This is a genomic window from Phycobacter sedimenti (assembly GCF_038148855.1).
Taxonomy (GTDB): Bacteria; Pseudomonadota; Alphaproteobacteria; order Rhodobacterales; family Rhodobacteraceae; genus Phycobacter; species Phycobacter sedimenti.
Window position 1 is genome coordinate 316579 of record NZ_JBBVGR010000005.1, and the last position, 21817, is coordinate 338395.

The window sequence follows — 21817 nt, forward strand, 5'->3', positions numbered from 1 at the left end:
GATCATAACACTGCGCTTTTCACACGAGCTAAGTCAAAAGCAGTTTCAGGTTGACCAATCGTCGCTCATATCCTTGCCATCGTCCCGCAAGGCATTTTGATGTCTAGCTACCGTTATTCGCTAGGTACTATTCTTGATTACTACTTAAAACACCCGATAGGCCAACAAAACCCGCGACCCAGCTGTCACGAAACACAAGGCCCCAAACACCCAGGCCATTGGCCCGAAAGCTCCCGGAAACAGGCAAAGCGCCACGAAGAAACCGATCGTTTCAGCGCCCTCCAGCAACCCCCCGGTGAAATACAGCGTTTTGACGCCGCGCGCGGTGCTGGTCATCTTGTGCCGCTCGGCCAGCACGGAATAGCCAAGGAAGCTCGCCCCGTTGACGTAAAAGGACATGAGCAGAAAGGCCCCCGCCGCGCCATTGACCGTTGGATCAGCTAGAACGAACGCCAGCGGCACCGCGCCGTAGAACAGGAAATCGCAGGTGATATCGAGATAGCCGCCAAAGCCAGTCGGCGCGCTGGATCGCGCCACCGCTCCGTCCAGCCCATCGGCCAGCCGCGACAACAGGAGCGGAAGCAACGCCCATCCATAGGCGCCCAGCGCAATCAGCGCGGCGGACAGAAGGCCAAGCGCCAGCCCGACCAGCGTCACCTGATTGGCGGTGATGCCCCAGCGCGCAATCACGCGGCCCTGCGCATTGAGGACGGGATCGATCAGGGGACGGATACGGGCATCGAACATGTGTCCTGTTGTGCCCTGCAATTGCCGCGCGCTCCAGTCACAATCACGCGGGCGGACATTTCTGGGCAAGCGTCATCTTGGCCCTTTTCCCTGTTACATGGACATGGCAGGTTCTGGCGCATGACACGTATACTGACCACCCCCGATCACACCCCCGTCAGCCGCTTTGCCTTTGGCACCATGCAGTTCGGAGGCCGCGCGGACGAGGCGCAGTCGGCCGAGATGTATGCCGCCTGCCGCGCCTCCGGGATCACGCATTTCGACACCGCCTGGGTCTATACCGAGGGCGCGAGCGAGACGATCCTGGGCCGCCTGATCAAGGGAGAGCGTGAAAAGCTGCTGATCGCCACCAAGGTGGGCTACACGGGCGGTGCGGGCACGGCCAACATGCGCGCTCAGTTCGATACAAGCCGGGCGCGGCTGGACCTTGATATGGTCGATGTTCTCTACCTGCACCGGTTTGACCCGGATACCGATCTGCGTGAAACGCTTGAGTGTTTTGCCACCCTGAAACAGCAGGGGCTGATCCGCTATGTGGGCCTGTCCAATTTTGCCGCCTGGCAGGTGGTCAAGGCGCAGATGATCGGCACCGAATTCGATCTGTCCGTGGATATCCTGCAGCCGATGTATTCGCTGGTAAAACGTCAGGTCGAGGTAGAGATCCTTCCCATGTGCGCCGATCAGGGTATCGCCATTGCGCCCTACTCCCCGCTTGGCGGCGGTCTTCTGACCGGAAAATACGCTGCTGGCGGGGGTGAGGGGCGCCTCAAGGACGATCCGCGCTACAACAGCCGCTATGGGCAGGACTGGATGCATCAGGCGGCCGCCGAACTGGCGACCCTCGCGGCAGAGGTTGGCACCGATCCGGCGACGCTCGCCGTTGCCTGGGCCGCAGCCCATCCGAGCGGGCCGATGCCGATCATTTCGGGCCGCTCGGCAGAACAACTGGCGCCCTCGCTTGCCGCCATGACCTTCGAGATGACGCCAGAGCTTCATGCCCGGATCTCGGCGCTCAGCCCGCGCCCTGCGCCCGCCACCGACCGGCTGGAGGAACAGGAGGAGGGCAGCGCGGCATGAGCGATTTCCTCGTTATCGGCGGCGGCATTGCCGGTGTCAGCGCCGCGGCGCGCCTGTCGGATCTGGGCACCGTCACGGTTCTGGAGGCGGAAGAGGCGCTTGGCTATCACGCATCGGGCCGTTCGGCGGCGATGTTTGAAGAAAACTACGGCAACCCGGCAACCGTCGCCCTCAACAAGGCGAGCGCGGAATATCACCGCACAGCCAACGGCGGCTACCTCACCCCACGCGGCTTCATGCTGGTGGCCGGTCCCGGCGAGGAAGGACGATTCGCTGCCGATGTGAACGAGTTGGACCTGCACCCTATCCACATCGAAGACGCCCATGCCCGCGTCCCCATCCTGAATCCCAGGAGCGTCACCCTCGCAGCACTGCATGAGGACGCGCAGGATCTCGATACCGACCGCATGATCCAGGATTTCGCCCGCGTCGTGCGCGGTGCTGGCGGGCAGATCATCACCAAGGCCGCGGTCACCGCAATCCACTACGGCGGCGCGGGCTGGCAGGTGATCGCTGGTGGGCAGACCTATGAGGCCAAGCAGCTGGTCAATGCTGCGGGTGCTTGGGTGGATCGCATCGCCGCATTGGCCGGGATCGCCCCCATCGGGATCACGCCCAAGCGTCGCTCCATGGCGCGCCTGCCTGCGCCGGGCGGGCATGACGTCACCAAATGGCCCATGATGATGGGGGTCGGAGAGGGCTGGTATGCCAAGCCGGATGCAGGCAAGCTGCTTGTGTCTCCTGCGGATGCCGACCCGGTTGAACCCCATGATGCCTTTGCCGACGACATGGTGCTGGCCGAGGGGCTGGCGCGATATGAAGAGAAGGTCACTGAACCCGTCACCCGCGTCGAGAGCAATTGGGCCGGGCTGCGCAGTTTCGTTGCAGATGGCGCTTTGGTGCTGGGCCCTGATCCTGTGTGGCCCGATTTCATCTGGTGCGCAGCGCAGGGCGGTTACGGCTTTCAGACCGCACCTGCCGCATCGCGCCTGATCGCCGATCTTGTCGGCTCTCGTCCCACGGAACTGGACCGCGATGTTGTCGCGGCTCTGTCACCAGAAAGGCTGCGTTGATGCCCATTCGCTCCACTCCCGGCTCTGCCTCTGTCACCGAAAGCCAGGGTGGCAAGCTGTTCGCCCCCTCCGCCGCCCGCAATCTGGAACCGCTCTGCGATCTGTTGGAAGATATCGCGCCAAAGACGGGCCAGGCACTGGAGATTGCCAGCGGCACTGGCCAGCATGTGGTGGCCTATGCCCGCCGCCTGCCGGGCCTCGTCTGGCAACCCACCGAGGTGGACGAGATGCGCCGCGCCAGCATTGACGCCCACGCTGCCGAGGCCGCGCTGGTCAACATCCGTCCCGCGCGGGAGCTGGATGCCACCGCCCCCGGCTGGGCGCACAGTGTTGAGGCAGTCGATTTCATCGTACTGTCCAACCTCTTGCATCTCATCACCGAGGCAGACGCAAGGACCCTGATCCGAGAGGCCGCGCGCGCCCTGAAACCATTGGGAAAGCTCTGCATCTACGGCCCCTTCATGCGCGCAGAAGAACTGACGAGCGAGGGCGACCGCACCTTCCATGCGTCCCTGATCGCCCACGACCCGGAGATCGGATACAAGGACGATTTCGACACCATCGACTGGATACAGAATTCGGGCCTCGACATGAGCGACGTAATCGAAATGCCCGCCAACAATTTGGCGCTGGTGGCGCAAAAGCCGGATTTCTGACCCAGATCAAGGCCGCCTGTTCTTGCCCGCCATACTCCTTCGGAAAATCGAATGTGAAACGCGAAGGAAAACCGATGGACTGGCACGACAAACTCGACAAGACCCGAGCGGGGCTGCGCAATCTGAACCGGGCGATTCCCGATGCTGCGCAGGCCTTTGGCGCGCTCGGCAAGGCCGTGAAACAAGGCGGCGTTCTTGAGTTCAAGCAAAAGGAATTCGTCGCTCTCGGTATCGCCGTTGCCCTGCGCTGCGAAGATTGCATCGGCCTGCACGTCGAGGCCCTGATCAAGGCAGGGGCCAGCCGCGAAGAGGTGGCCGATGTTCTGGCCATGTCCATCCAGATGGGCGGAGGCCCCTCGATGATGTATGCCGCCAAGGCGATGACCTGTTTCGACGAGCTGACAGCAGGATAACCGCTGACAGGTCGAAACAGAGTGGCTAGGCTCCCAATGCCGCCAACCCCGGGAGCCAGCCATGAAAGACGAACGTCACAAACCCACCTGGACCAGCTTTGAAGAGGCGGGAAAGGCCGACTGGGACGCGGTCATGGAATATGAGGAGGCCTACAACGCCGCCCTGCCCGACCGCATCCTGGACGCGATCCGCTCGCTGGACGAGGACTGGACGCCCTATCCGGTGAACCGCTACCAGCACTGCCTTCAGGCGGCGACCCGCGCCCATGCCGATGGCGCCGATGACGAGATCATTGTGGCCGCCCTCGTGCATGACGTGGGCGATATCCTGTCGCCCTACAATCACGGCGAGCTGGCCGCCGCGATGATGAAGCCCTATGTGAGCGAGCGCACCTGGTGGATCCTGAAACACCACTGCGTCTTTCAGGGGTATTATTACAATCACCACCTTGGCGGGGACCGCCACGCGCGCGACAACTACCGCGACAGCCCCTATTGGGAAGACTGCCGCAAGTTCTGCCACGACTACGATCAGTGCGCTTTTGACCCGGACTACCCGACAAAACCGCTGGAGTTTTTCGAGCCGATCCTACGCCGGGTATTGGCGCGCGGTGAAGGGCACATGGAGCTGAACGAGACCCGCGAAGACTGACGCGGGTCAGCTGCCCAAAAACCAGACGACCCCGCCCCAGATCAGGGGCAGCAGCAGTGCGGTTGCCAATGCGTTGAGCCCCATGGCGAGGCCGGAAAAGGCACCCGCGGTTTCGTTGACTTGCAACGCGCGGGCCGTGCCGATCCCGTGGCTGGCGGTACCGATCGCCAGCCCCCGCGCGCGCCAGTCGACAATACCGGTCATGTCCAGCAGTTTTGGCCCCAGCATTGCACCAAGAATCCCCGTCACGATCACCAGAACCGCCGTCAGCGAGGGCAGCCCGCCCAGTTTCTCGGCAATGCCCATTGCGACAGGGGCCGTCACGGATTTTGGCGCAAGCGAGGCCAGCACCGCCTCTGACCCGCCCAGAATCCAGGCCACGCAAACGGCCGACAGGATCGCCGTCAGCGACCCCGCAACAAGGCTCACGGCAATCGCCAGCGCAGACCGCCGTACCCGGTGCCATTGCCGGTACAGCGGCACCGCAAGGGCGACCGTGGCCGGGCCAAGCAGGAAATGCACGAACTGCGCACCTTCAAAATAGGTGCCATAATCGGTGCCCGTCAGCACAAGAATGGCCACCACGATCAGCACCGCGCCCAGCACTGGATTGAGCAGCGGATTGCGGCCCATCCGCTCGAACAGGAGGCTCGCCGCCTGAAAAGCCACCAATGTCAGGGTCAGGTGAAACAGGGGGGATGCGCTGAGGTAGACCCAGGTGTCCTGAAGGCTATCCATCGCCGTTCTCCGGGCTTTCCCCCTTGCCCAGCCACTGCATCAACAGGCCGGTCACCGCGATGGTCACGAGGGTTGAAACCACCAGCGCCACCCCCAGGGGCAATAGCGCCTCGCCCAGCAGTTGGAAGTGCAGGATCACGCCGGTGCCCGCAGGCACGAACAAAAGCGACATGGAGCGCAGCAGACCATTCGCCGTCTGGTCCAGCGGTTCCGGCACATGGCCGCGCAGCATCAGGAAGGTGAACAGAAAGACCATGCCCAGGACAGGCCCCGGCACGGGAAGCGCCAGCGTGCCGGTAAGGAACTCTCCGGCCAGTTGGCAGACCAGGATCAATGTAAGGTAGCCAAGCATCCCATCCCTCCCCTTTGGATGGCTCAACTGTTGCACCCCGCATTCCCCCAGACAAGCGGCGGTTTACAAACAAAAAGCCCCGGCGCAGAGACCGGGGCTTTGGGCGTTTTATCCAATAGGAACTCAACCGTCCTTGCGGATGGTTTCGTTCTTGGGGTCATAGGGGCTGTCGCAGGTCACGACCGCATCCCACAGCCTGTCCTGCATCTTGACCTTCAGCTTGGTGCCTTCGACCGCCAGATCGGGGGTGATATAGCCCATGCCGATCGATTTTTCGAAGGCCACCGAATAGCCGCCCGAAGTCAGACGACCGACGCGGGTTCCATCTTCGGCATAAAGCGCCTCGCGGCCCCAGGGGTCGGCGTCCGAAGGTCCATCAATCAGAAGCGTGCAGCATTTGGCACGGATGCCCTTCTCGACCATCGCTGCCTTGCCATGGAAGTCCTTTTCAAGGTCGATGAAGCGCGGCAGGTCTGCTTCCAGCGGGGTGGCATCGCGGCCCAGTTCGGTGCCAAAGGCACGGTAGCTTTTTTCCTGGCGCAGCCAGTTTTGGGCGCGGGCACCGACCAGTTTCATCCCGTGCTTCTCTCCGGCCGTGTTCAAGAGATCCCACAGGTAGTTCTGCATCTCGATCGGGTGATGCAGCTCCCAGCCCAGTTCCCCTGTGTAGGCCACCCGGATCGCATTGACCGGGCACATGCCCAGCTCGATCTGGCGTGCCGACAGCCAAGGGAAGCGTTTGTTGCTGAGCGCCGTTTCGGGATCGGCATCCACGATCACCTCTTTCAGCACATCGCGGGATTTCGGCCCGGCGATGGCGAAAACGCCCCATTGGGTGGTGACATCCTGGATCTCGATATAGCCGAACTCCTCCATCTTGTCTTCGGCCGCCTTGCGCAGGAAGTCAGCATCGTACTCGGTCCACGCGCCGGCCGAGACGAGGTAGTAGTTGTTCTCGCCATTGCGCACGATGGTGTATTCGGTGCGGGTGGTCCCGGCCGAGGTCAGCGCGTAGGTCAGGTTGATGCGGCCCACTTTGGGCAGCTTGTTGCAGGTGAACCAGTCGAGGAACTGCGTTGCGCCGGGCCCCTTTACCACATGTTTCGTAAAGGCGGTGGCATCGATCAGGCCAACGCCATTGCGGATCGCCCTAGCCTCTTCGACGGCATATTGCCACCATCCGCCACGGCGGAAGGAGCGCGCCTCCTTGTCGAAATTGTCCGGTGCATCCAGTGGCCCATAGTAGTTCGGACGTTCCCAGCCGTTGACCCAGCCGAACTGCGCGCCGCGCGCCTTTTGCCGATCATAGGCGGGCGCGGTGCGCAGCGGGCGGCAGGCTTCGCGTTCTTCATCCGGGTGGTGCAGGATGTAGACGTGCTCGTAGCATTCCTCGTTCTTGCGGGCCGCGAATTCGATGGTCATCCAGTTCGAGGAGTAGCGTTTGGGGTCCAAGCTCGCCATGTCGATCTCGGCCTCGCCATCGACCATCATCTGCGCGAGGTAATAGCCGGTGCCGCCCGCGGCGGTGATCCCGAAGGAGAAACCTTCAGCCAGCCACATATTGCGCAGGCCCGGCGCCGGGCCGACCAGCGGGTTGCCATCGGGGGTGTAGCAGATCGGACCGTTGAAATCGTCCTTCAGGCCGCTCTCGGCGCAGGAGGGCACGCGTTCTGCCATAGCCATGTACTGATCCGCGATCCGGTCCAGATCCAGCGGGAACAGATCGGCGCGAAAGCTGTCCGGCACGCCATGTTCGAACCGCGCGGGCGCACCGTGTTCGTAGATACCAAGGATCCAGCCGCCGCGTTCCTCGCGGGCATAGGATTCATTGTCGGCGTCGCGGATAACCGGGTGCTCGGGATTGCCCGCCTCGCGCCATTTGACCAACTCGGGGTCCTTGTCCATCACGATGAAGGTGTGTTCGACCGGGATCGCGGGCATCTTGATGCCCAGCATCTTGGCCGTGCGCTGCGCGTGGTTGCCGGAGGCGGTCACGACGTGCTCGGCGGTGATCACCACCTGCTCGTCCGAAGGCACTAGGTTGCCGCCCTGCTCCACCATCTTGGTGCAGGTCACTTCCCAATGAGTGCCATTCCAGTGGAAGGCATCCGCCTGCATCTTACGCACAATCTCAACCCCGCGCTGGCGCGCGCCCTTCGCCATCGCCTGTGTCACGTCGGCGGGGTTAATGTAGCCATCCTCGGTGTGGTAGATTGCGCCCTTCAGATCGGAGGTCTCGATCAGCGGCCAACGCTCCTTGATCTGATCCGGAGTGAGCCATTCGTATTTCACATCGCAGGTTTCGGCGGTGGAGGCATAGAGCATGTATTCATCCATACGCTCCTGCGTCTGCGCCATGCGCAGGTTGCCCACCACGGCAAAGCCTGCGTTGAGGCCAGTTTCCTCTTCCAGCGTCTTGTAGAAATCGACCGAGTACTTGTGGATATGGGTGGTCGCGTAGGACATGTTGAACAGCGGCAGCAGACCGGCGGCATGCCACGTGGAGCCGGAGGTCAGCTCGTCCCGCTCGATCAGCATCACATCGTCCCAGCCCGCCTTGGCCAGGTGATAGGCGATCGAGGTTCCGACGGCGCCGCCGCCGACGACCAATGCTTTGACTTGGGTTTTCATGTCCCGCTTCTCCGGAAGAAATGACTAGGCTTTTGCAAACCATATGCCGGAAATCACGCGCCGTCCGTCAAATCCATCCGACGCAAAAACCGACAAAACCGACCTTTCGCATCATGGCAGCCGGAATATCGATTCTGACAGCCGGACGACGGGGCCAAAAAGGCAAAGGACGACGCAGGTTTGCCCCGCGCCGCCCATCTTTCAGACCGCCTTTCGGCTCAGCCAGAATCAATCGCTGATGATCTTGCCGGGGTTCATGATGTTGTCCGGATCCAGCGCCGCCTTTACCGCTGCCATGTAGCGGGTCGCCACCCCCAACTCCTTGGTCAGATACGGGCGTTTGCCCTGGCCGATCCCGTGCTCACCCGTGCAGGTGCCATCCATGGAAATCGCCATATCGTTCAGCCAGCCAATGTACTCATCCGCTTTCCGGCGTTCCTCCGCGTTGTCCATGTCGATCAGCAACAATGCGTGAAAATTGCCATCCCCAACGTGGCCGACCATCGGCGCCAGCAGGCCCATTTCCTCGGCCTTGTCACGGGCCTTGCCCACACATTCCGCAAGGCGCGAAATCGGCACGCAAACATCGGTGGACAGCCCCTTGGCGCCCGGGCGCAGACCCAGACCCGCCCAATACATGTCGTGGCGCGCCTGCCACAGCTTGTTGCGCTCTTCGGCCGTCGAGGTCGCCTCGAAATCGAAGCCGCCGAACTCCTCGGCGATGGAGCTGAACATATCGGCCTGCTCGACCACGCCCGCCTCGGAGCCGTGGAACTCCAGCAGCAAGAGCGGCACCTCGGGCAGGTCCAGCTTGGAATAGGCATTGGCGGCCTGAACGCTCATCGCATCCAAAAGCTCGATCCGCGCCACCGGGATGCCGTACTGGATGGTCATCATCACCGCACGGCAAGCATCATCCACGCTGCGAAAGGCGCAGCGGGCCGAGCGGATCGCCTCGGGGATGCCCTGCAGGCGCAGGGTGATCTCGGTGATCAGGCCCAGCGTGCCTTCGGAACCGACCATCAGCCGCGTCAGGTCATAGCCGGCCGAGGATTTCTTGGCCCGCTGCGCGGTGCGGATCACCTCGCCATCGGCCATGACGACTTCCAGCGCGATCACATTGTCCTTCATGGTGCCATAGCGCACCGCATTGGTACCGGAGGCCCGCGTCGCCGTCATCCCGCCCAGCGAGGCATTCGCACCGGGATCAATCGGGAAAAACAGGCCCTGATCGCGCAGGAAGGTATTGAGCTGCTCGCGCGTGACGCCAGGTTGCACCACCACATCGAGATCCTCGGCATGAACCGCGAGTATCTTGTCCATTCGGCTCATATCCACAGATATGCCGCCTGCAGGCGCGTTCACATGCCCTTCAAGCGAGGTCCCGGTGCCAAAGGGAATGACTGGCACGCCATATTGCGCGCAGATCTTCACGATGTCCGAAACCTCTTCGGTGGAGGTCGGAAAGACCACCGCATCGGGCGCCTGATTGTCGATCCAGGTGGTGGTATGGCCGTGCTGCTCGCGAATGGCCTGACCGGTCTGCAAACGATCCGCGAACTGCTGTTTCAACACGCCGATGGCGGCTTTGATACCCGGCTCGTTGCGCGGCAGTGATGTGGCTTGCACCATGGCTGGATCTTCCTCCTCTAGGCTCGTGTTGTCATGTCAACACGCTGGCGCACTATACGTCTCCCGCGCCCATATGCAAGCGGGCGCGAGGTCTGCTCCGTGCGCCCAGTTCAGTCTCCGAGGGCGATGCCCTCCCGGCGTGGATCGGCACCGCCTTTGAGTACGCCACCGATCTCAATCGCATGCAGTCCCGAAGTGAGATCGCGCAGATTGACCTTATAACCCATCGCCTCCAAAGGCTCTGTCAGTGCGATAGCCCCTGTGCCCTCCTCAAGGTCATAGGTGCCAAAGTGATTGACCGCATGCGACAAGGTGATCGCTTGCTGGACATCCATGCCCCAATCGGCCCAAGCGATGATGGTCTTGGCCACATACCCGATGATCCGGCTGCCACCCGGCGATCCAATGGCCAGCACCGGTTTGCCGTCCTGCATCACGATTGTGGGCGCCATCGACGAACGCGGCCGCTTGCCCGGCTCCAACCGGTTGGCGATGGGCACCCCGTCACGATGGGTGCGGAAAGAGAAATCCGTCAACTCGTTGTTCAGAATGAAGCCGTTCGTCATCAGCCGCGAGCCAAAGCCGTTCTCGATGGTGGTGGTCATCGAAAGGACATTGCCATAGCCATCGACGATGGAGATATGCGAGGTCGAAGGAAACTCGATCGAGACATCATCCGCCCAGTTTGGCGCTGCTCCCGCATGATCGAACTCAGGCGCGCCGGGCGCCACCTCGGGCAAGGCATCGTCGCCCGCCAGCAGTTTCGCACGCTCTGACAGATAGGCGGGATCGATCAGACCTTTGGTGGGCATCGGCACGTAGTCGCTGTCAGCCATGTAGCGGCCCCGGTCGGCAAAGGCGAGGCGCGAGGCATCGCCGATCAGGCGCCAGGTCTCGGGGTTTTCCGCGCCCAAGGCTGCCAGATCATACTGCCCCAGCAGGCCCAGGATCTGCCCCACGGTCAGCGCACCGGACGAGGGCGGCCCCATGCCGCAAACATCAAAAGCGCGGTATTCCGCACAGACCGCCGGGCGTTCCTTGACCTGATAGAGCGCCAGATCCATCGCAGACAGCACGCCCGGATTGCCTTCCGCATTTGTCACCGTGCGAACGATATCCGCAGCAATCGGCCCCGTGTAAAATCCCGCTGCGCCTTCGGCTGCAAGGGTGCGCAGCACCTCGGCATAGGCCGGGTTCATCAGCCAGTCACCTGCCTGCAATGGGTTCCCCCCCGGCAGGAAATACTCTGCGGTTGCCCCGAAACGCGACAGGCGATCCGCATCCCGTTCGATCAAACCTGCCAGACGCGGAGAGACCGAAAACCCGTTTTCTGCCAGATCAATGCCCGCCTCGAACAGCGACGGCCAGTTGGCCCGCCCCCAGCGGCGATGGGCAGCCTCCAGCAGAGCAGGAGTGCCGGGGGTGCCGACCGAACGCCCGCCGACCACCGCATCGTAGAACTTCAGAGGGGCACCATTCTCGTCCTGGAACAGGCGCGGCGTGGCTGCCAAAGGCGCGGTTTCACGACCGTCCAGCGTGGTGATCTCACCGCTTGCAGCATCATACCAAACCAGAAAGGCACCACCGCCAAGTCCCGAAGATTGCGGCTCCACCAGCCCAAGCACCACCTGAACAGCCACCATGGCATCCGCCGCCGTGCCACCTGCGCGCAAGACCTCAGCCCCCGCCGAAACCGCATGGGGGTTTGCTGCTGCGATCATCCAGCTCTGTGCCTCGACTGGCTGACCTGTCTCCTTCGCCTTCAGCGCAGCAGCTACCTCAGGTGACAGCGCCTCAAAGCTGCCCGCAGTCGCCAATTCCGGCGCAACCGCATCGGCAGCTTCCTGTGCCAGAGCAGGACCGGCGACAAACGCAAGAGCGACAATGGCAATCTGTTTCATGAAATTCCTCCAACAAAAAAGCAAACGCGGGCCAATGGCCCGCGTCAGGTCTTACAACATGGACGGAACCACCTGATCCGGTGGGCGGTGACCGTCCTCGAAGGTCTTGATGTTCAAAAGCACCTTTTCGCCCATCTCGATCCGCCCTTCGATGGTGGCCGATCCCATATGCGGCAGAAGCACCACGTTTGGCAGCTCGCGCAGGCGCGGGTTGATATCGATGCCGTGCTCGTAAACATCAAGGCCCGCCCCCGCGATCTCGCCTGCGCGCAGCATCCGCGTCAAAGCGTGTTCGTCGATCACTTCCCCGCGCGAAGTGTTGATGATGACCGCGTCCGGCTTCATCAGTTTCAGCCGCCGCGCGTTCATCAGATGGAACGTCGAAGGCGTCGAGGGGCAATTGACCGAGATGACATCCATCCGCGCCACCATCTGATCGAGGCTCTCCCAATAGGTCGCCTCCAGCTCTTCCTCGATCTCGGGGCGCAGGCGGCGGCGGTTGTGGTAGTGGATCTGCATGCCGAATGCCCTCGCCCGTCGCGCGACAGCCTGACCGATCCGCCCCATGCCAAGAATGCCAAGGCGCCGCCCCGCAAGTCGTCCGCCCAGCATCGCGGTGGGCGCCCAGCCTTCCCATTCGCCTTTTTGCATCAGGGCCAGACCCTCGGGAATGCGACGCACCACGGCCATGATCAGCGCCATGGCCATATCCGCCGTATCGTCGGTCAGAACGCCGGGTGTGTTGGACACCAGGATGCCACGCTGGCGCGCCGTGGCCACATCGATGTGGTCAACCCCGGCGCCGTAGTTCGCGATCAGTTTCAGCCGTGGCCCAGCCTGGGCCAGAAGCCCTGCGTCAACGGTATCTGTGACCGTCGGCACCAGAACGTCGGCCTCCTGCATCGCCTGGGCCAGTTCGCTGCGGGTCATCGGCGTGTCGTCACTGCGCAGCCGCACGTTGAACAACTCGCTCAACCGGGTTTCCACCGGCTCCGGCAACCGTCGCGTAACGACAACAGTCAGACGTTCTCTTACCACTTGCGCTCTCCCATGGCTTTTCAGTTCCAGCACCGCCATGGCATCGTGGCGCAGGATGCAGGCAGGCACAAGAACCCTTCCTCTCCATCCCGGCCATGTGACGCGACATTCGGACCTTTTCCTTTGGCAGACATGGGACTAAATCCGGCGCAGCGCGACAGGGGCGGCGCGCCTTCGGACAGGCGATGCGACTGAATATGGGCAAACAGGCAGCAACGATGACGGCTTTGAAACTGCGTCTTTTTCTGGTGGCTCTTTGCACCGCACTGGCTGGCACCACCGGGGCGTCGGCTGCGGATTCGCGCGGCCCTGTCACCAACCTGCCCCTTCCGCGGTTTGTTTCGATGAAAGCCTCGGAAGCCAATGTGCGCCGGGGACCGTCACTGACCCACCGTATCGACTGGGTGTTCAAGCGACGTGGAATGCCGCTGGAGGTGACAGCCGAATACGGCCATTGGCGCCGGGTGCGCGATCATGACAACGCGGGGGGATGGGTGCACTACACGCTGATCTCGGGGGTGCGCACGGTTCTGGTCGAAGAGGACATGCTGACCGTACATGCCCGCCCGGACACCCAATCGCCGGTCACAGCGGCCTTTGAACTGGGCGTGGTGGCGCGGCTAGGCGAATGCACGATCGACTGGTGCGAGATTTCTGCAGGCGGCTATAGCGGCTGGACCCCCAAAACCAAGATCTGGGGCGTAGGAGCGGACGAACTCCGCGAGTAACGCCCTGCTCTGCGGCTCAGCCCGGTACGTCTGCAGGGCGAATACGAAGCGGTGTTCCCCCAAGGCTGCGAAAGGCCTTCTGGCGGCAGGTAAAGACGAGGATCTGAACATCGTCGGCCTGCAGCGTCAGCGCATCGAAGATCTTCTCGATCCGCGCATCGTCGGTGTAGACGATGGCATCGTCCAAGATGACCGGTGCCGGAGTTCCGGCCTTTGCCAAAAGCCGGGCAAAGGCCAGACGGACCAAAAGCGCGATCTGTTCCTGCGTACCGCCGGACAGGCTGTCGAACCCCACGCTCTCGCCGCCACGTTCCAGATCTTCGGGCAGGATCTGATCCGCATCCACTCTGAGCCGGGCCTCGGGCCACAGCATGCGCAGCAGCGGCGACAGCTCGGCCAGCACCGGACCGACATATTGCCCCTGCGCCGCTGTACGAGCCGCCTCAAGCGCGGCCAGCAAACGCCGTTGCACGGCGACTTCGAACGTGACAGCGGCAAGGCGCTGATTGGCCCGCGCCAGCTGGTCTTCGGTTTCTGCAAGTTCCTCTTCCACCGCGGCACTGGCATGAGCCGAAATGCGAGCATCCAGAACAGCCAGATCGCGCACAAGATCCTGGCCGCGCTGACGCGCGGTCTCCTGGGCCGACCTGGCACGTTTCAAGGCTGCCTCGACCTGTGCCATATCAGGCGCTGCGCGGCGCAGGGCGGCTTCGACAGCCTGCGCCTGCGACAGTTCTTGCTGAAAGTCTGGCAATCTGGCCACCAGCATGTCCAAAGACGCCTTGCTGTCCGCCTCGTCCCCCAGCGCGGCCAGTGCCCGCGCCGACCGCTGCGCAGCGGCCTCTGCCTGCGACCGCGCCGTCTCAGCCGCAAGACGCGCCGCATCCGCAACACCGCGCAGGGCCTCCAGTTCGGCAGAAAGGCGGTCCACCTCCTCTTCGGCAGCCCGGCAGGCCGATTCTGCTGCACCGCGATCCAAGGTATCAGGCCTATTGCCCCCGTCTTCGGCTGATTGGCTTTGCGGCAATGCCTCCAACTGACGTTGCAGCGCCGCCACCCCGTCGGGTGCCAGTACCGCCAGCAGGGCTTCGGCTTCCTGGCGCTGCGCGGCTGCCGCCTGCCGTCGGTCAAACGCGGCGCGCGCGGCCTCAATCGTCTCACACCCAACCTGCGCGAGCGCCCGCATCAACGCGGCCTCGGCCTGTTGCACGGTCTCTGCGCCCTCGACCTGCGCCGGGTGAATATCGATCAGCGCAACCCCCGGCACCCGGATCTGACCACCTTCCGGAAGCGGATAACGCGCCGCACCCTCGACCTTTTGGCCGTTGAGCGAGATGACGGTTCCAGCGTCCGTTTCATAGTGAACGGTCACCGCGGCTGCGGCCCCTTGATGTGCACGCAAGGCCAGAGCATGCGCCATCTGTGCTGCCTCGATCTGCTGCATCACGGCCTGATCGGGCCCTGTTGAGGCAGGTTTGGCCAGCGTCTTGATCACATCGGCCTGCACCAGAGCCTTGTCGGCGCGCCCTGCCAGTTCCCGGCGCAATTCCTTTGCCTGTGCGGCTGCGGCAGCCTGCAGGGCCCGATCCAGGGCCTGGCGTGCCAGCTTTGCCTTGGTGCGCGCGACGGCCAAGTGTTCTGACAAGGTCTGCAGCCGGGCTGCCGGAGCTTCCAGCGCCGCAGATGCAGCCTGCGCCTTTTCACCTGCGGCCTGGTGCTCGACCTGCGCGGCCTCCACCTCATTCAGGTTCCGAGACAGCGCGTCGATCTTGCGTCTGTGGTTTTCCAGAAGTGTCTCCGCCAATTGCACCGCGTGCACTGCCCGCCCCAGTTGATCCTGATGGCGCCTGGCCGCCTCCAGCGCCGCTTGTGCAGTCTCCAGCCGCCTGGCGCGCGCGGCGCGCTCTTCGGGGTCGTCGAGCTCGGCCTGTTCCTGACGCAAAGAGCGCCGCGCCTCCAGAAGCTGGCGCAAGTCCTGAACCTGCACGCTCAGCGCATCACGGCGGCCTTGCAGCTCTGCCACCTCTTGCTCGGCCAGATCCAAAGCTCCGCCTTTTTTTGCACCGCGTTTCGTCACCAGTTGATCCAAAGACGACTGGACCTTCCGGCATATCGCGTCCATGCGCTGCCCGCCGGTGACCATGTCCACTTCGCCAGCCACGGATGACAGAAGGTCCCGACGGGCCTGCTGCGTTTCCTTCGCATCTTCGAAAGAGGTCAGCCCCTGACGCACCCACAAGAGCCCGGACGGGCCCCCATCCTTTGGCGGTTTGATCAGCGTCTTCAGCCAGTGTTCGGCGGCATCGGCCTGATGCAGCAGGCGGCCCTCCTCCCAGATACGCACCTCGCCCTTTCCGGCCGTCCTGAAGAACTGCTTGGCGATACGGTAGTGCGCGCCCGCGTGCTCCAGATCTACTTCGATTCTGGGATCGCCCCCGGCATGCGGCACCAGCGCGCGGATGTCCTTGTCCCACGATTTCGCATCCTTGAAGAACAGCGCATGCAGCGCATCAAAGATGGTGGATTTCCCCTGCTCGTTCGGAGCCGACAGGACGTTTAGACCGGGGCCGATCCCTGCGATTTCGACCGGATCCACAAAGCGGCGGACGTTTTGAAGGCGGATCGCGCGGATCTTCATGGCCGCTCCTCCGCCTCGTACTCTGCCTGCGCATAGGCATAAAGGCGGTTGAGTGCCGCAGAGGCCACGGTCCGGTCTTCCTCTGCCAAGGCGGTGTCCGAGGCTGCACGCATCAGCTCCTCGGCGGCCACACGCAGCGCCCCCCCCTGTCCGATCATATCAAGGTCTTCGATATCGTGTTCGGTTCCAAGATCGTCCGCAACAAGTTCAAGATGGCAAAACTCCGGGGCAAGGCGCGCGATGGACTGGTCCAGCGCCAGCCGCTGAGGCGGCGATGCCCAGCCTGTCGCCCGGATGCGCAGCAGCTGAAACCGCCATTCAGCCCGCGCGGCAGGCAGCAAATCGTTTATCGCGGCGGAAATGTCAGTGGTCGGGGTCAGGTCCAGCGTCACCTCCTGCCAATGATACTGACCTATCTCAAGCGCTTCGACCTTTGGCGGTTGCCCCGCGGCAGAAATCTCGACCAGCAGGCATTTGCCGCGCCCTGCGTGTTTGAAACGGTCTGCTTCGGGCGTTCCGCTGTAGTGGGTGCGTTCATCCACCCGCAAACTGCCGTGCCAGTCCCCCAGCGCAAGGTAGTCGAGCCGCGCCAACCCGGAGCGCTTTGGAGAGATCGTCTCGCCGGCGCCATCGCTGCCCGCCTCGGAGCCGAAATCCACCACTCCGCCGTGCGCCAGACCAATCCGCAACGCGCCCGGCGGGGTGTCGCAGGCATCCATCCAGGCCGTTAGATCCCGCCCCGTGAAACGATGGCTGCAAGGGGCAGGCAACAGAACGACACCCGGCGCCATCTCGATCGGTTCCGGCGCCATCAAAAGATGCACATTTTCCGGCGCGTGAGCCGCAAGAGCCGCCCACAACGGCTCTGCCGCAGCGCTGTCATGGTTTCCGGGGATGATCCACCAATTCAGATCTTCCGCAGCCCCCATCGCGGCCAAGGCCTGCCGTTGGATCCGATCCGACGGCGTCTCTGTATCGAAGGTGTCACCAGCCAAAAGCACATGCTCTGCCCCGTGCTCACGCGCCAAAGCGGCGAGCCGGGGCAGAATGTCCTGCCGCCCCTGCTGCAAGGCCATCCGGGTTTCTTCCTCAAACCGTCCAAACCGCTTGCCCAGATGCAGATCCGAGGTGTGCAGGAAACGAAACGCGGGCATCAGTATCTCCGAGGGGTCCGACCAAAAGGGGATCGCAGGCGTTCATGAGTGGCAGAGCAAGGCACGAGGGTCAACGCGGCTGGTCACCATCACGGCGATTCTGCCATCCCGCATGCCTGATCGCAGCCAAAGATACAGAAGACGCGCGGCCGACCTGCGCCTTGGTTGACCAAAAATACCGCGCATTCGAGCTGTTCGCATGGATATCGCCACAAATCGTGGCTTCCGCGTCAAACTGCTCATCCGAAAACCCATCCAGGCAATTGCGCCTTTGCCTTCTGTGTTCTAAACGGGGGGCGATACATCCGGCTAAGCCCCCATGTGCAGCCTCCCCAGAGGACCGCTGCCACCAGAAAACGGGGCGCGCAGCCGCTGCCCAAAGTCGACAAAGCTTCCGATATCGCTGAAAGGTTGTGGAACATGACAGAAAATTCTAACCCCGACATTTTGTATACCATCGTAGACGAAGCGCCCGAGCTGGCCTCCGCCTCCTTCCTGCCGATCATTCGCAAGTTCGCTTCGGCCGCCGGTGTTGCGGTCGGAACAAAGGACATTTCGCTGGCCGGGCGCATCATCGCGACCTTCCCGGAAAACCTGACTGAAGAGCAGCGCCAAAGCGACGATCTGGCGGCCCTCGGCGAGCTGGTCAAAACCCCGGATGCAAACGTCATCAAGCTGCCGAACATCTCGGCCTCGGTGCCGCAGCTGACCGCCGCCATCGCTGAACTGCAGTCGCAGGGCTATGACATCCCGAACTACCCCGAGGATCCGCAGAGCGACGCGGAAAAAGAGATCCGCGCCCGTTATGATGCGATCAAAGGGTCTGCCGTGAACCCGGTTCTGCGCGAAGGTAACTCGGATCGCCGCGCGGCCAAGGCGGTCAAGAACTATGCTCAGAACAACCCGCATTCGATGGGCACATGGTCCGCAGACAGCAAGACCAAAGTCTCGTCGATGCCGGGCAACGACTTCTACGCCAACGAGAAATCCGCCACCATCACCGCCGCCCAGGCTGGCGATGCGAAGATCGAATTCGTTGCCAAGGACGGCTCTGTCACAGTTCTGAAAGACGGCTGGCCGCTGGCAGAAGGCACCGTTGCCGACGCGACTTTCATGTCCGCAAAGGCCTTGGCGTCTTTCCTGGCCGATGCCATCGAGGACACCAAGGCAGACGGCACCATGTTCTCGCTGCACATGAAGGCCACCATGATGAAGGTCTCCGACCCGATCATCTTCGGTCACGCGGTAAAAGCATGGCTCGGTCCTGTCTGGGACACGCACGGTGCAGCAATTGCGGCTGCCGGCGGCTCCCCGAACTCGGGTCTGGGCGCGGTTCTGGCCGCCATCGACACGCTGCCCAACGCGGATGCAATCAAATCCGAAATTGCTGCGCTGGATCGTCCCACCATGTACATGGTGGACAGCGACAAGGGCATCACCAACCTGCATGTGCCGTCCGATGTGATCATCGACGCCTCCATGCCGGCCGTGATCCGCGCAGGCGGCAAGGGCTGGGACGAAACCGGCGCCAAGGGTGACACCAACTGCGTCATTCCCGACCGCTGCTACTCCACCGTCTATGACGAGACCATCAACTTCTTCAAAGCCAATGGCGCCCTCGATGTGACCAAGGCTGGCTCCGTCGCCAACGTCGGTCTGATGGCGCAGAAGGCCGAGGAATACGGCTCGCACCCGACCACCTTCGAAGCGCCCGCCGATGGCGAGATCCGCATTGTTCTGGCAAATGGCGAGACGCTGCACTCCCACGCGGTTGAGGCGGGCGACATCTGGCGCTCCTGCACCGTGAAAAAGGCTCCGATCGAGAACTGGATCCAGCTGGCCATGGACCGTCAGCGTCTGACCGGTTCCGAGGCGATCTTCTGGCTGGACGCAAACCGCGCGCATGATGCCGAACTGATCAAATACGTCAAACCGGCGCTCGAGGCTGCTGGTGTGGCCGACAAGTTCCTGATCATGGCCCCGCGCGAAGCCACCCGTCAGAGCCTTGAAACGATCACCGCAGGCAAGGACAGCATCGCCATCACCGGTAACGTGCTGCGGGACTACCTGACCGACCTCTTCCCGATCCTGGAACTCGGCACCTCGGCCAAGATGCTGTCGATCGTGAAGCTGATGCAGGGCGGCGGTCTGTTCGAAACCGGTGCCGGCGGCTCTGCCCCGAAACACGTGCAGCAGCTGGTCGAGCAGAACCACCTGCGCTGGGACTCGATGGGTGAGTTCTGCGCGCTGGGTGAAAGCCTGAACTTCCTCGCGGACGTCAAGGGCAACGCCAAGGCGGGTGTGCTGGGCGCAGCGGCAGAGGTTGCCACCCAAGGCATCCTCGACAACAACCGCTCGCCCTCGCGCAAGGTCGGAGAGCCGGACAACCGCGACAGCCACTACTGGTTCGCCCGCTACTGGGCCGAAGCACTGGCTGCTCAGTCCGACGATGCCGATCTGGCTGCCGAATTCGCCCCCATCGCCAAGGCGCTGGCCGATGGCGAAGATGCGATCCTCGCCGAACTGGCAGCCGCGCAAGGTCCCGCCGCGGACATCGGTGGCTACTTCCACCCGAGCGTTGAGTTGAAAGCCAAGGTGATGCGTCCCAGCGCGACACTGAACGCGATCATCGGCTAAGCCGAACCTAGACTGCAGGTTGAAACGCCCGGGGCACGCCTCGGGCGTTTTCTATTTGCATACGAATACTTGCACTCCCCGATCAATCGGCTAGCCGCGAAAATGATCGCCCCAGTGGGGGTGCTCATCATCGATCACCAGCGCGTGCCGATGTTTGCGCACCCCGTTCAGATGCGGATGATCAAGCGGCAGATTGTCGTGGGTGTGCTCGACCTCGGGGTCCACTTCTGTCGGCCACAGGCGTGCGGCGGCAAGGCATCCAAGCCCCGTCACCACGGCCAATACGAACAGGGTGACAGAGGTTCCAAACCGGGTCATGAGCCAGCCGGACAGCGGATAAGACACCAGCCAGCAGGCATGGGAAAGCGCAAACTGCGCGGCAAAGATGGCGGGCCGATCCGCCGGCCGCGTCGAGCGCTTCAGCAAGCGACCCGAGGGCGTCATGACTGCGGAATACCCGACACCGACCAGCACCCAAGCCAGCAAAAGCGTCCCCCAGGACAAACCGGCTGTCATGTTCACCACAGCCAGTATCGCCAGCACCACCCCCATCAGGAGCGCGCCCAAAAGCATGACGGGGCGGTCTCGCAAACCATCGAGGAGTCGTGGCAGGACCAAGGCGGCCATCATGGACCCCGCCCCAAAGGCGCACATCGCCCAGGCCAAAGCGCTGGCTGACAGGCCAAGCTCGGCCCGAACCAGCACAACAGAGTTCACCAGCACCATTGCGCCTGCAGCGGACACCGAAAGGCAAAGCGCCAGCAGGCCCCGCAACCGCGGAGTTGCCAGATAGATACGGATCCCGCGCGTTGTCCGATCATAGATACCACGACGGGCAGACCGTTCGGGATCCGGGTTTGGCAAGGTCACCGAAACCACCAATGCAGCCGACCCCAGAAAGCCCAGGACAGTCCCCAGGAACAAAGTGTTATGGCTTGCCACGGCCAACAGAAGCCCCGCCAGGAGCGGGCTGACAATGCTCTCTAGATCGTAGGCCAGACGCGACAGGGACAGGGCCTGAGTGTAGCGTTTCTCGTCAGGCAAGACGTCCGGTATGGTGGCCTGAAATGTCGGTGTAAAACCGGCCGAGGCCGCCTGCATGAGGAAGATCAAGACGTAGACCTGCCAGATCTCGCTCACGAAGGGCAAACACAGGGCAGCAGCAGCCCGCAGCAGATCCAGGCCAACGAGCAATCGCCGCCGGTCGATCCGCTCTGCAATGGCAGCGGCAAGGGGCGCAATGCCAACGTAGGCCACCATCTTGATGGTAAATACCGTGCCCAGCACCAGGGCCGCGCTCTCCCCGGCGAGATCGTACGCCACAAGGCCGAGAGCGACGGTGGCAAGTCCAGTTCCCACAATGGCGACAACCTGCGCCAGGAAAAGGTGCCGGTATCTGGTATCCCTCAGCACGTCCCACATAGTGCCCCCCAAAAGGTTCATCTCAAACAGATCGCGAACATATCAAAGCGCAGATTCGCGGCCAGTGGGAAGGTTCGCCTCCCTTTGCCGAGCTTTGCGCCCGCGCCAGCGCGCAGACCGACCATATCCGCGATCAACGCTAACTCAATGGCGCAAACCACCGCTGCAGAAATGACTGCCAAAAAAGACCCGCCCGGCAGATGGGCCGGGCGGGTCACATTCAAAGGTACACAGAAACGTTCCGTTCCGTCAGAAATCCTGCCACTTGTCGAGGGCCGCGTTTCCGTCGGTTCCGGTGGCTGCCGGGGTGGCTTCGCTGAAATCAGAG

The 21817-nt window shown here is 62.7% G+C and carries 18 protein-coding genes; 7 read left to right on the forward strand and 11 right to left on the reverse strand.

All coding sequences use genetic code 11. The annotated features are described in order from the left end of the window. Positions 1 to 144: 144 nt before the first annotated feature. Positions 145 to 747, reverse strand: a complete 603-nt coding sequence (locus AADA15_RS11265; protein WP_341641656.1) for a CDP-alcohol phosphatidyltransferase family protein — start codon at positions 745 to 747, stop codon at positions 145 to 147. Between the two features lie 120 nt (positions 748 to 867). On the opposite strand from AADA15_RS11265, the gene AADA15_RS11270 reads away from it, so the two are divergent. From AADA15_RS11270 to AADA15_RS11290, 5 genes are all read left to right on the forward strand, one after another. Beyond that, complete coding sequence (locus AADA15_RS11270; protein WP_341641657.1) at positions 868 to 1824, forward strand: aldo/keto reductase; 957 nt, start codon at positions 868 to 870, stop codon at positions 1822 to 1824. Then, positions 1821 to 2897 (forward strand): NAD(P)/FAD-dependent oxidoreductase, encoded by a 1077-nt coding sequence (locus AADA15_RS11275; protein WP_341641658.1) that lies wholly within the window; start codon positions 1821 to 1823, stop codon positions 2895 to 2897. The genes AADA15_RS11270 and AADA15_RS11275 overlap by 4 nt, the downstream gene beginning before the upstream one ends. Further along, complete coding sequence (locus AADA15_RS11280; protein ID WP_341641659.1) at positions 2897 to 3553, forward strand: DUF938 domain-containing protein; 657 nt, start codon at positions 2897 to 2899, stop codon at positions 3551 to 3553. The genes AADA15_RS11275 and AADA15_RS11280 overlap by 1 nt, the downstream gene beginning before the upstream one ends. A gap of 74 nt (positions 3554 to 3627) precedes the next feature. Next, entirely contained in the window at positions 3628 to 3966 is a 339-nt protein-coding gene (locus AADA15_RS11285) for a carboxymuconolactone decarboxylase family protein (RefSeq protein WP_341641660.1), read from the forward strand. 61 nt (positions 3967 to 4027) lie between these two features. Beyond that, a complete protein-coding gene (locus AADA15_RS11290) occupies positions 4028 to 4618 on the forward strand; it encodes an HD domain-containing protein (protein ID WP_341641661.1) in 591 nt (196 codons plus the stop codon). Between the two features lie 6 nt (positions 4619 to 4624). Here the strand turns inward: AADA15_RS11290 and AADA15_RS11295 are convergent, their stop codons facing one another. The 6 genes from AADA15_RS11295 to AADA15_RS11320 form a co-directional block, all read right to left on the reverse strand. Further along, positions 4625 to 5356: an LrgB family protein gene (locus AADA15_RS11295; protein ID WP_341641662.1), complete on the reverse strand. Its 732-nt coding sequence runs from the start codon at positions 5354 to 5356 to the stop codon at positions 4625 to 4627. Then, complete coding sequence (locus tag AADA15_RS11300; RefSeq protein ID WP_341641663.1) at positions 5349 to 5708, reverse strand: CidA/LrgA family protein; 360 nt, start codon at positions 5706 to 5708, stop codon at positions 5349 to 5351. Before AADA15_RS11300 ends, AADA15_RS11295 begins: the two co-directional genes overlap by 8 nt. Positions 5709 to 5831: 123 nt before the next feature. Beyond that, positions 5832 to 8339 (reverse strand): GcvT family protein, encoded by a 2508-nt coding sequence (locus tag AADA15_RS11305; RefSeq protein ID WP_341641664.1) that lies wholly within the window; start codon positions 8337 to 8339, stop codon positions 5832 to 5834. A 228-nt stretch (positions 8340 to 8567) separates the two neighbouring features. Further along, on the reverse strand, positions 8568 to 9971 hold the full coding sequence (locus AADA15_RS11310) for an FAD-binding oxidoreductase (RefSeq protein ID WP_341641665.1): 1404 nt from the start codon (positions 9969 to 9971) through the stop codon (positions 8568 to 8570). Between the two features lie 110 nt (positions 9972 to 10081). Beyond that, positions 10082 to 11872: a gamma-glutamyltransferase gene (gene ggt / locus AADA15_RS11315; protein WP_341641666.1), complete on the reverse strand. Its 1791-nt coding sequence runs from the start codon at positions 11870 to 11872 to the stop codon at positions 10082 to 10084. A gap of 51 nt (positions 11873 to 11923) precedes the next feature. Beyond that, positions 11924 to 12910, reverse strand: coding sequence for a 2-hydroxyacid dehydrogenase (locus AADA15_RS11320; RefSeq protein WP_341641680.1), 987 nt, complete (start codon positions 12908 to 12910; stop codon positions 11924 to 11926). 185 nt (positions 12911 to 13095) lie between these two features. On the opposite strand from AADA15_RS11320, the gene AADA15_RS11325 reads away from it, so the two are divergent. Then, the gene (locus tag AADA15_RS11325; protein ID WP_341641667.1) at positions 13096 to 13638 is read left to right on the forward strand and encodes an SH3 domain-containing protein; all 543 of its coding nucleotides are present in this window, start codon (positions 13096 to 13098) and stop codon (positions 13636 to 13638) included. Between the two features lie 16 nt (positions 13639 to 13654). On the opposite strand, the gene AADA15_RS11330 is transcribed toward AADA15_RS11325, so the two are convergent. Together AADA15_RS11330 and AADA15_RS11335 are read right to left on the reverse strand one after the other, a co-directional pair. Continuing rightward, on the reverse strand, positions 13655 to 16276 hold the full coding sequence (locus AADA15_RS11330) for an AAA family ATPase (protein ID WP_341641668.1): 2622 nt from the start codon (positions 16274 to 16276) through the stop codon (positions 13655 to 13657). Further along, positions 16273 to 17430 carry a metallophosphoesterase family protein gene (locus tag AADA15_RS11335; RefSeq protein WP_341641669.1) on the reverse strand — a complete coding sequence of 386 codons (1158 nt, stop codon included), beginning with the start codon at positions 17428 to 17430 and terminating at the stop codon, positions 16273 to 16275. Before AADA15_RS11335 ends, AADA15_RS11330 begins: the two co-directional genes overlap by 4 nt. A 420-nt stretch (positions 17431 to 17850) precedes the next feature. Between AADA15_RS11335 and AADA15_RS11340 the strand changes: the two genes are divergently transcribed. Then, complete coding sequence (locus tag AADA15_RS11340) at positions 17851 to 20067, forward strand: NADP-dependent isocitrate dehydrogenase (RefSeq protein ID WP_341641670.1); 2217 nt, start codon at positions 17851 to 17853, stop codon at positions 20065 to 20067. A gap of 90 nt (positions 20068 to 20157) precedes the next feature. Here AADA15_RS11340 and AADA15_RS11345 read toward each other — a convergent pair whose 3' ends face one another. Continuing rightward, a complete protein-coding gene (locus AADA15_RS11345; protein ID WP_341641671.1) occupies positions 20158 to 21489 on the reverse strand; it encodes an MFS transporter in 1332 nt (443 codons plus the stop codon). A gap of 17 nt (positions 21490 to 21506) precedes the next feature. Beyond that, on the reverse strand, positions 21507 to 21817 hold a 311-nt coding region (locus AADA15_RS11350; protein ID WP_341641672.1), incomplete at its 5' end, for a hypothetical protein.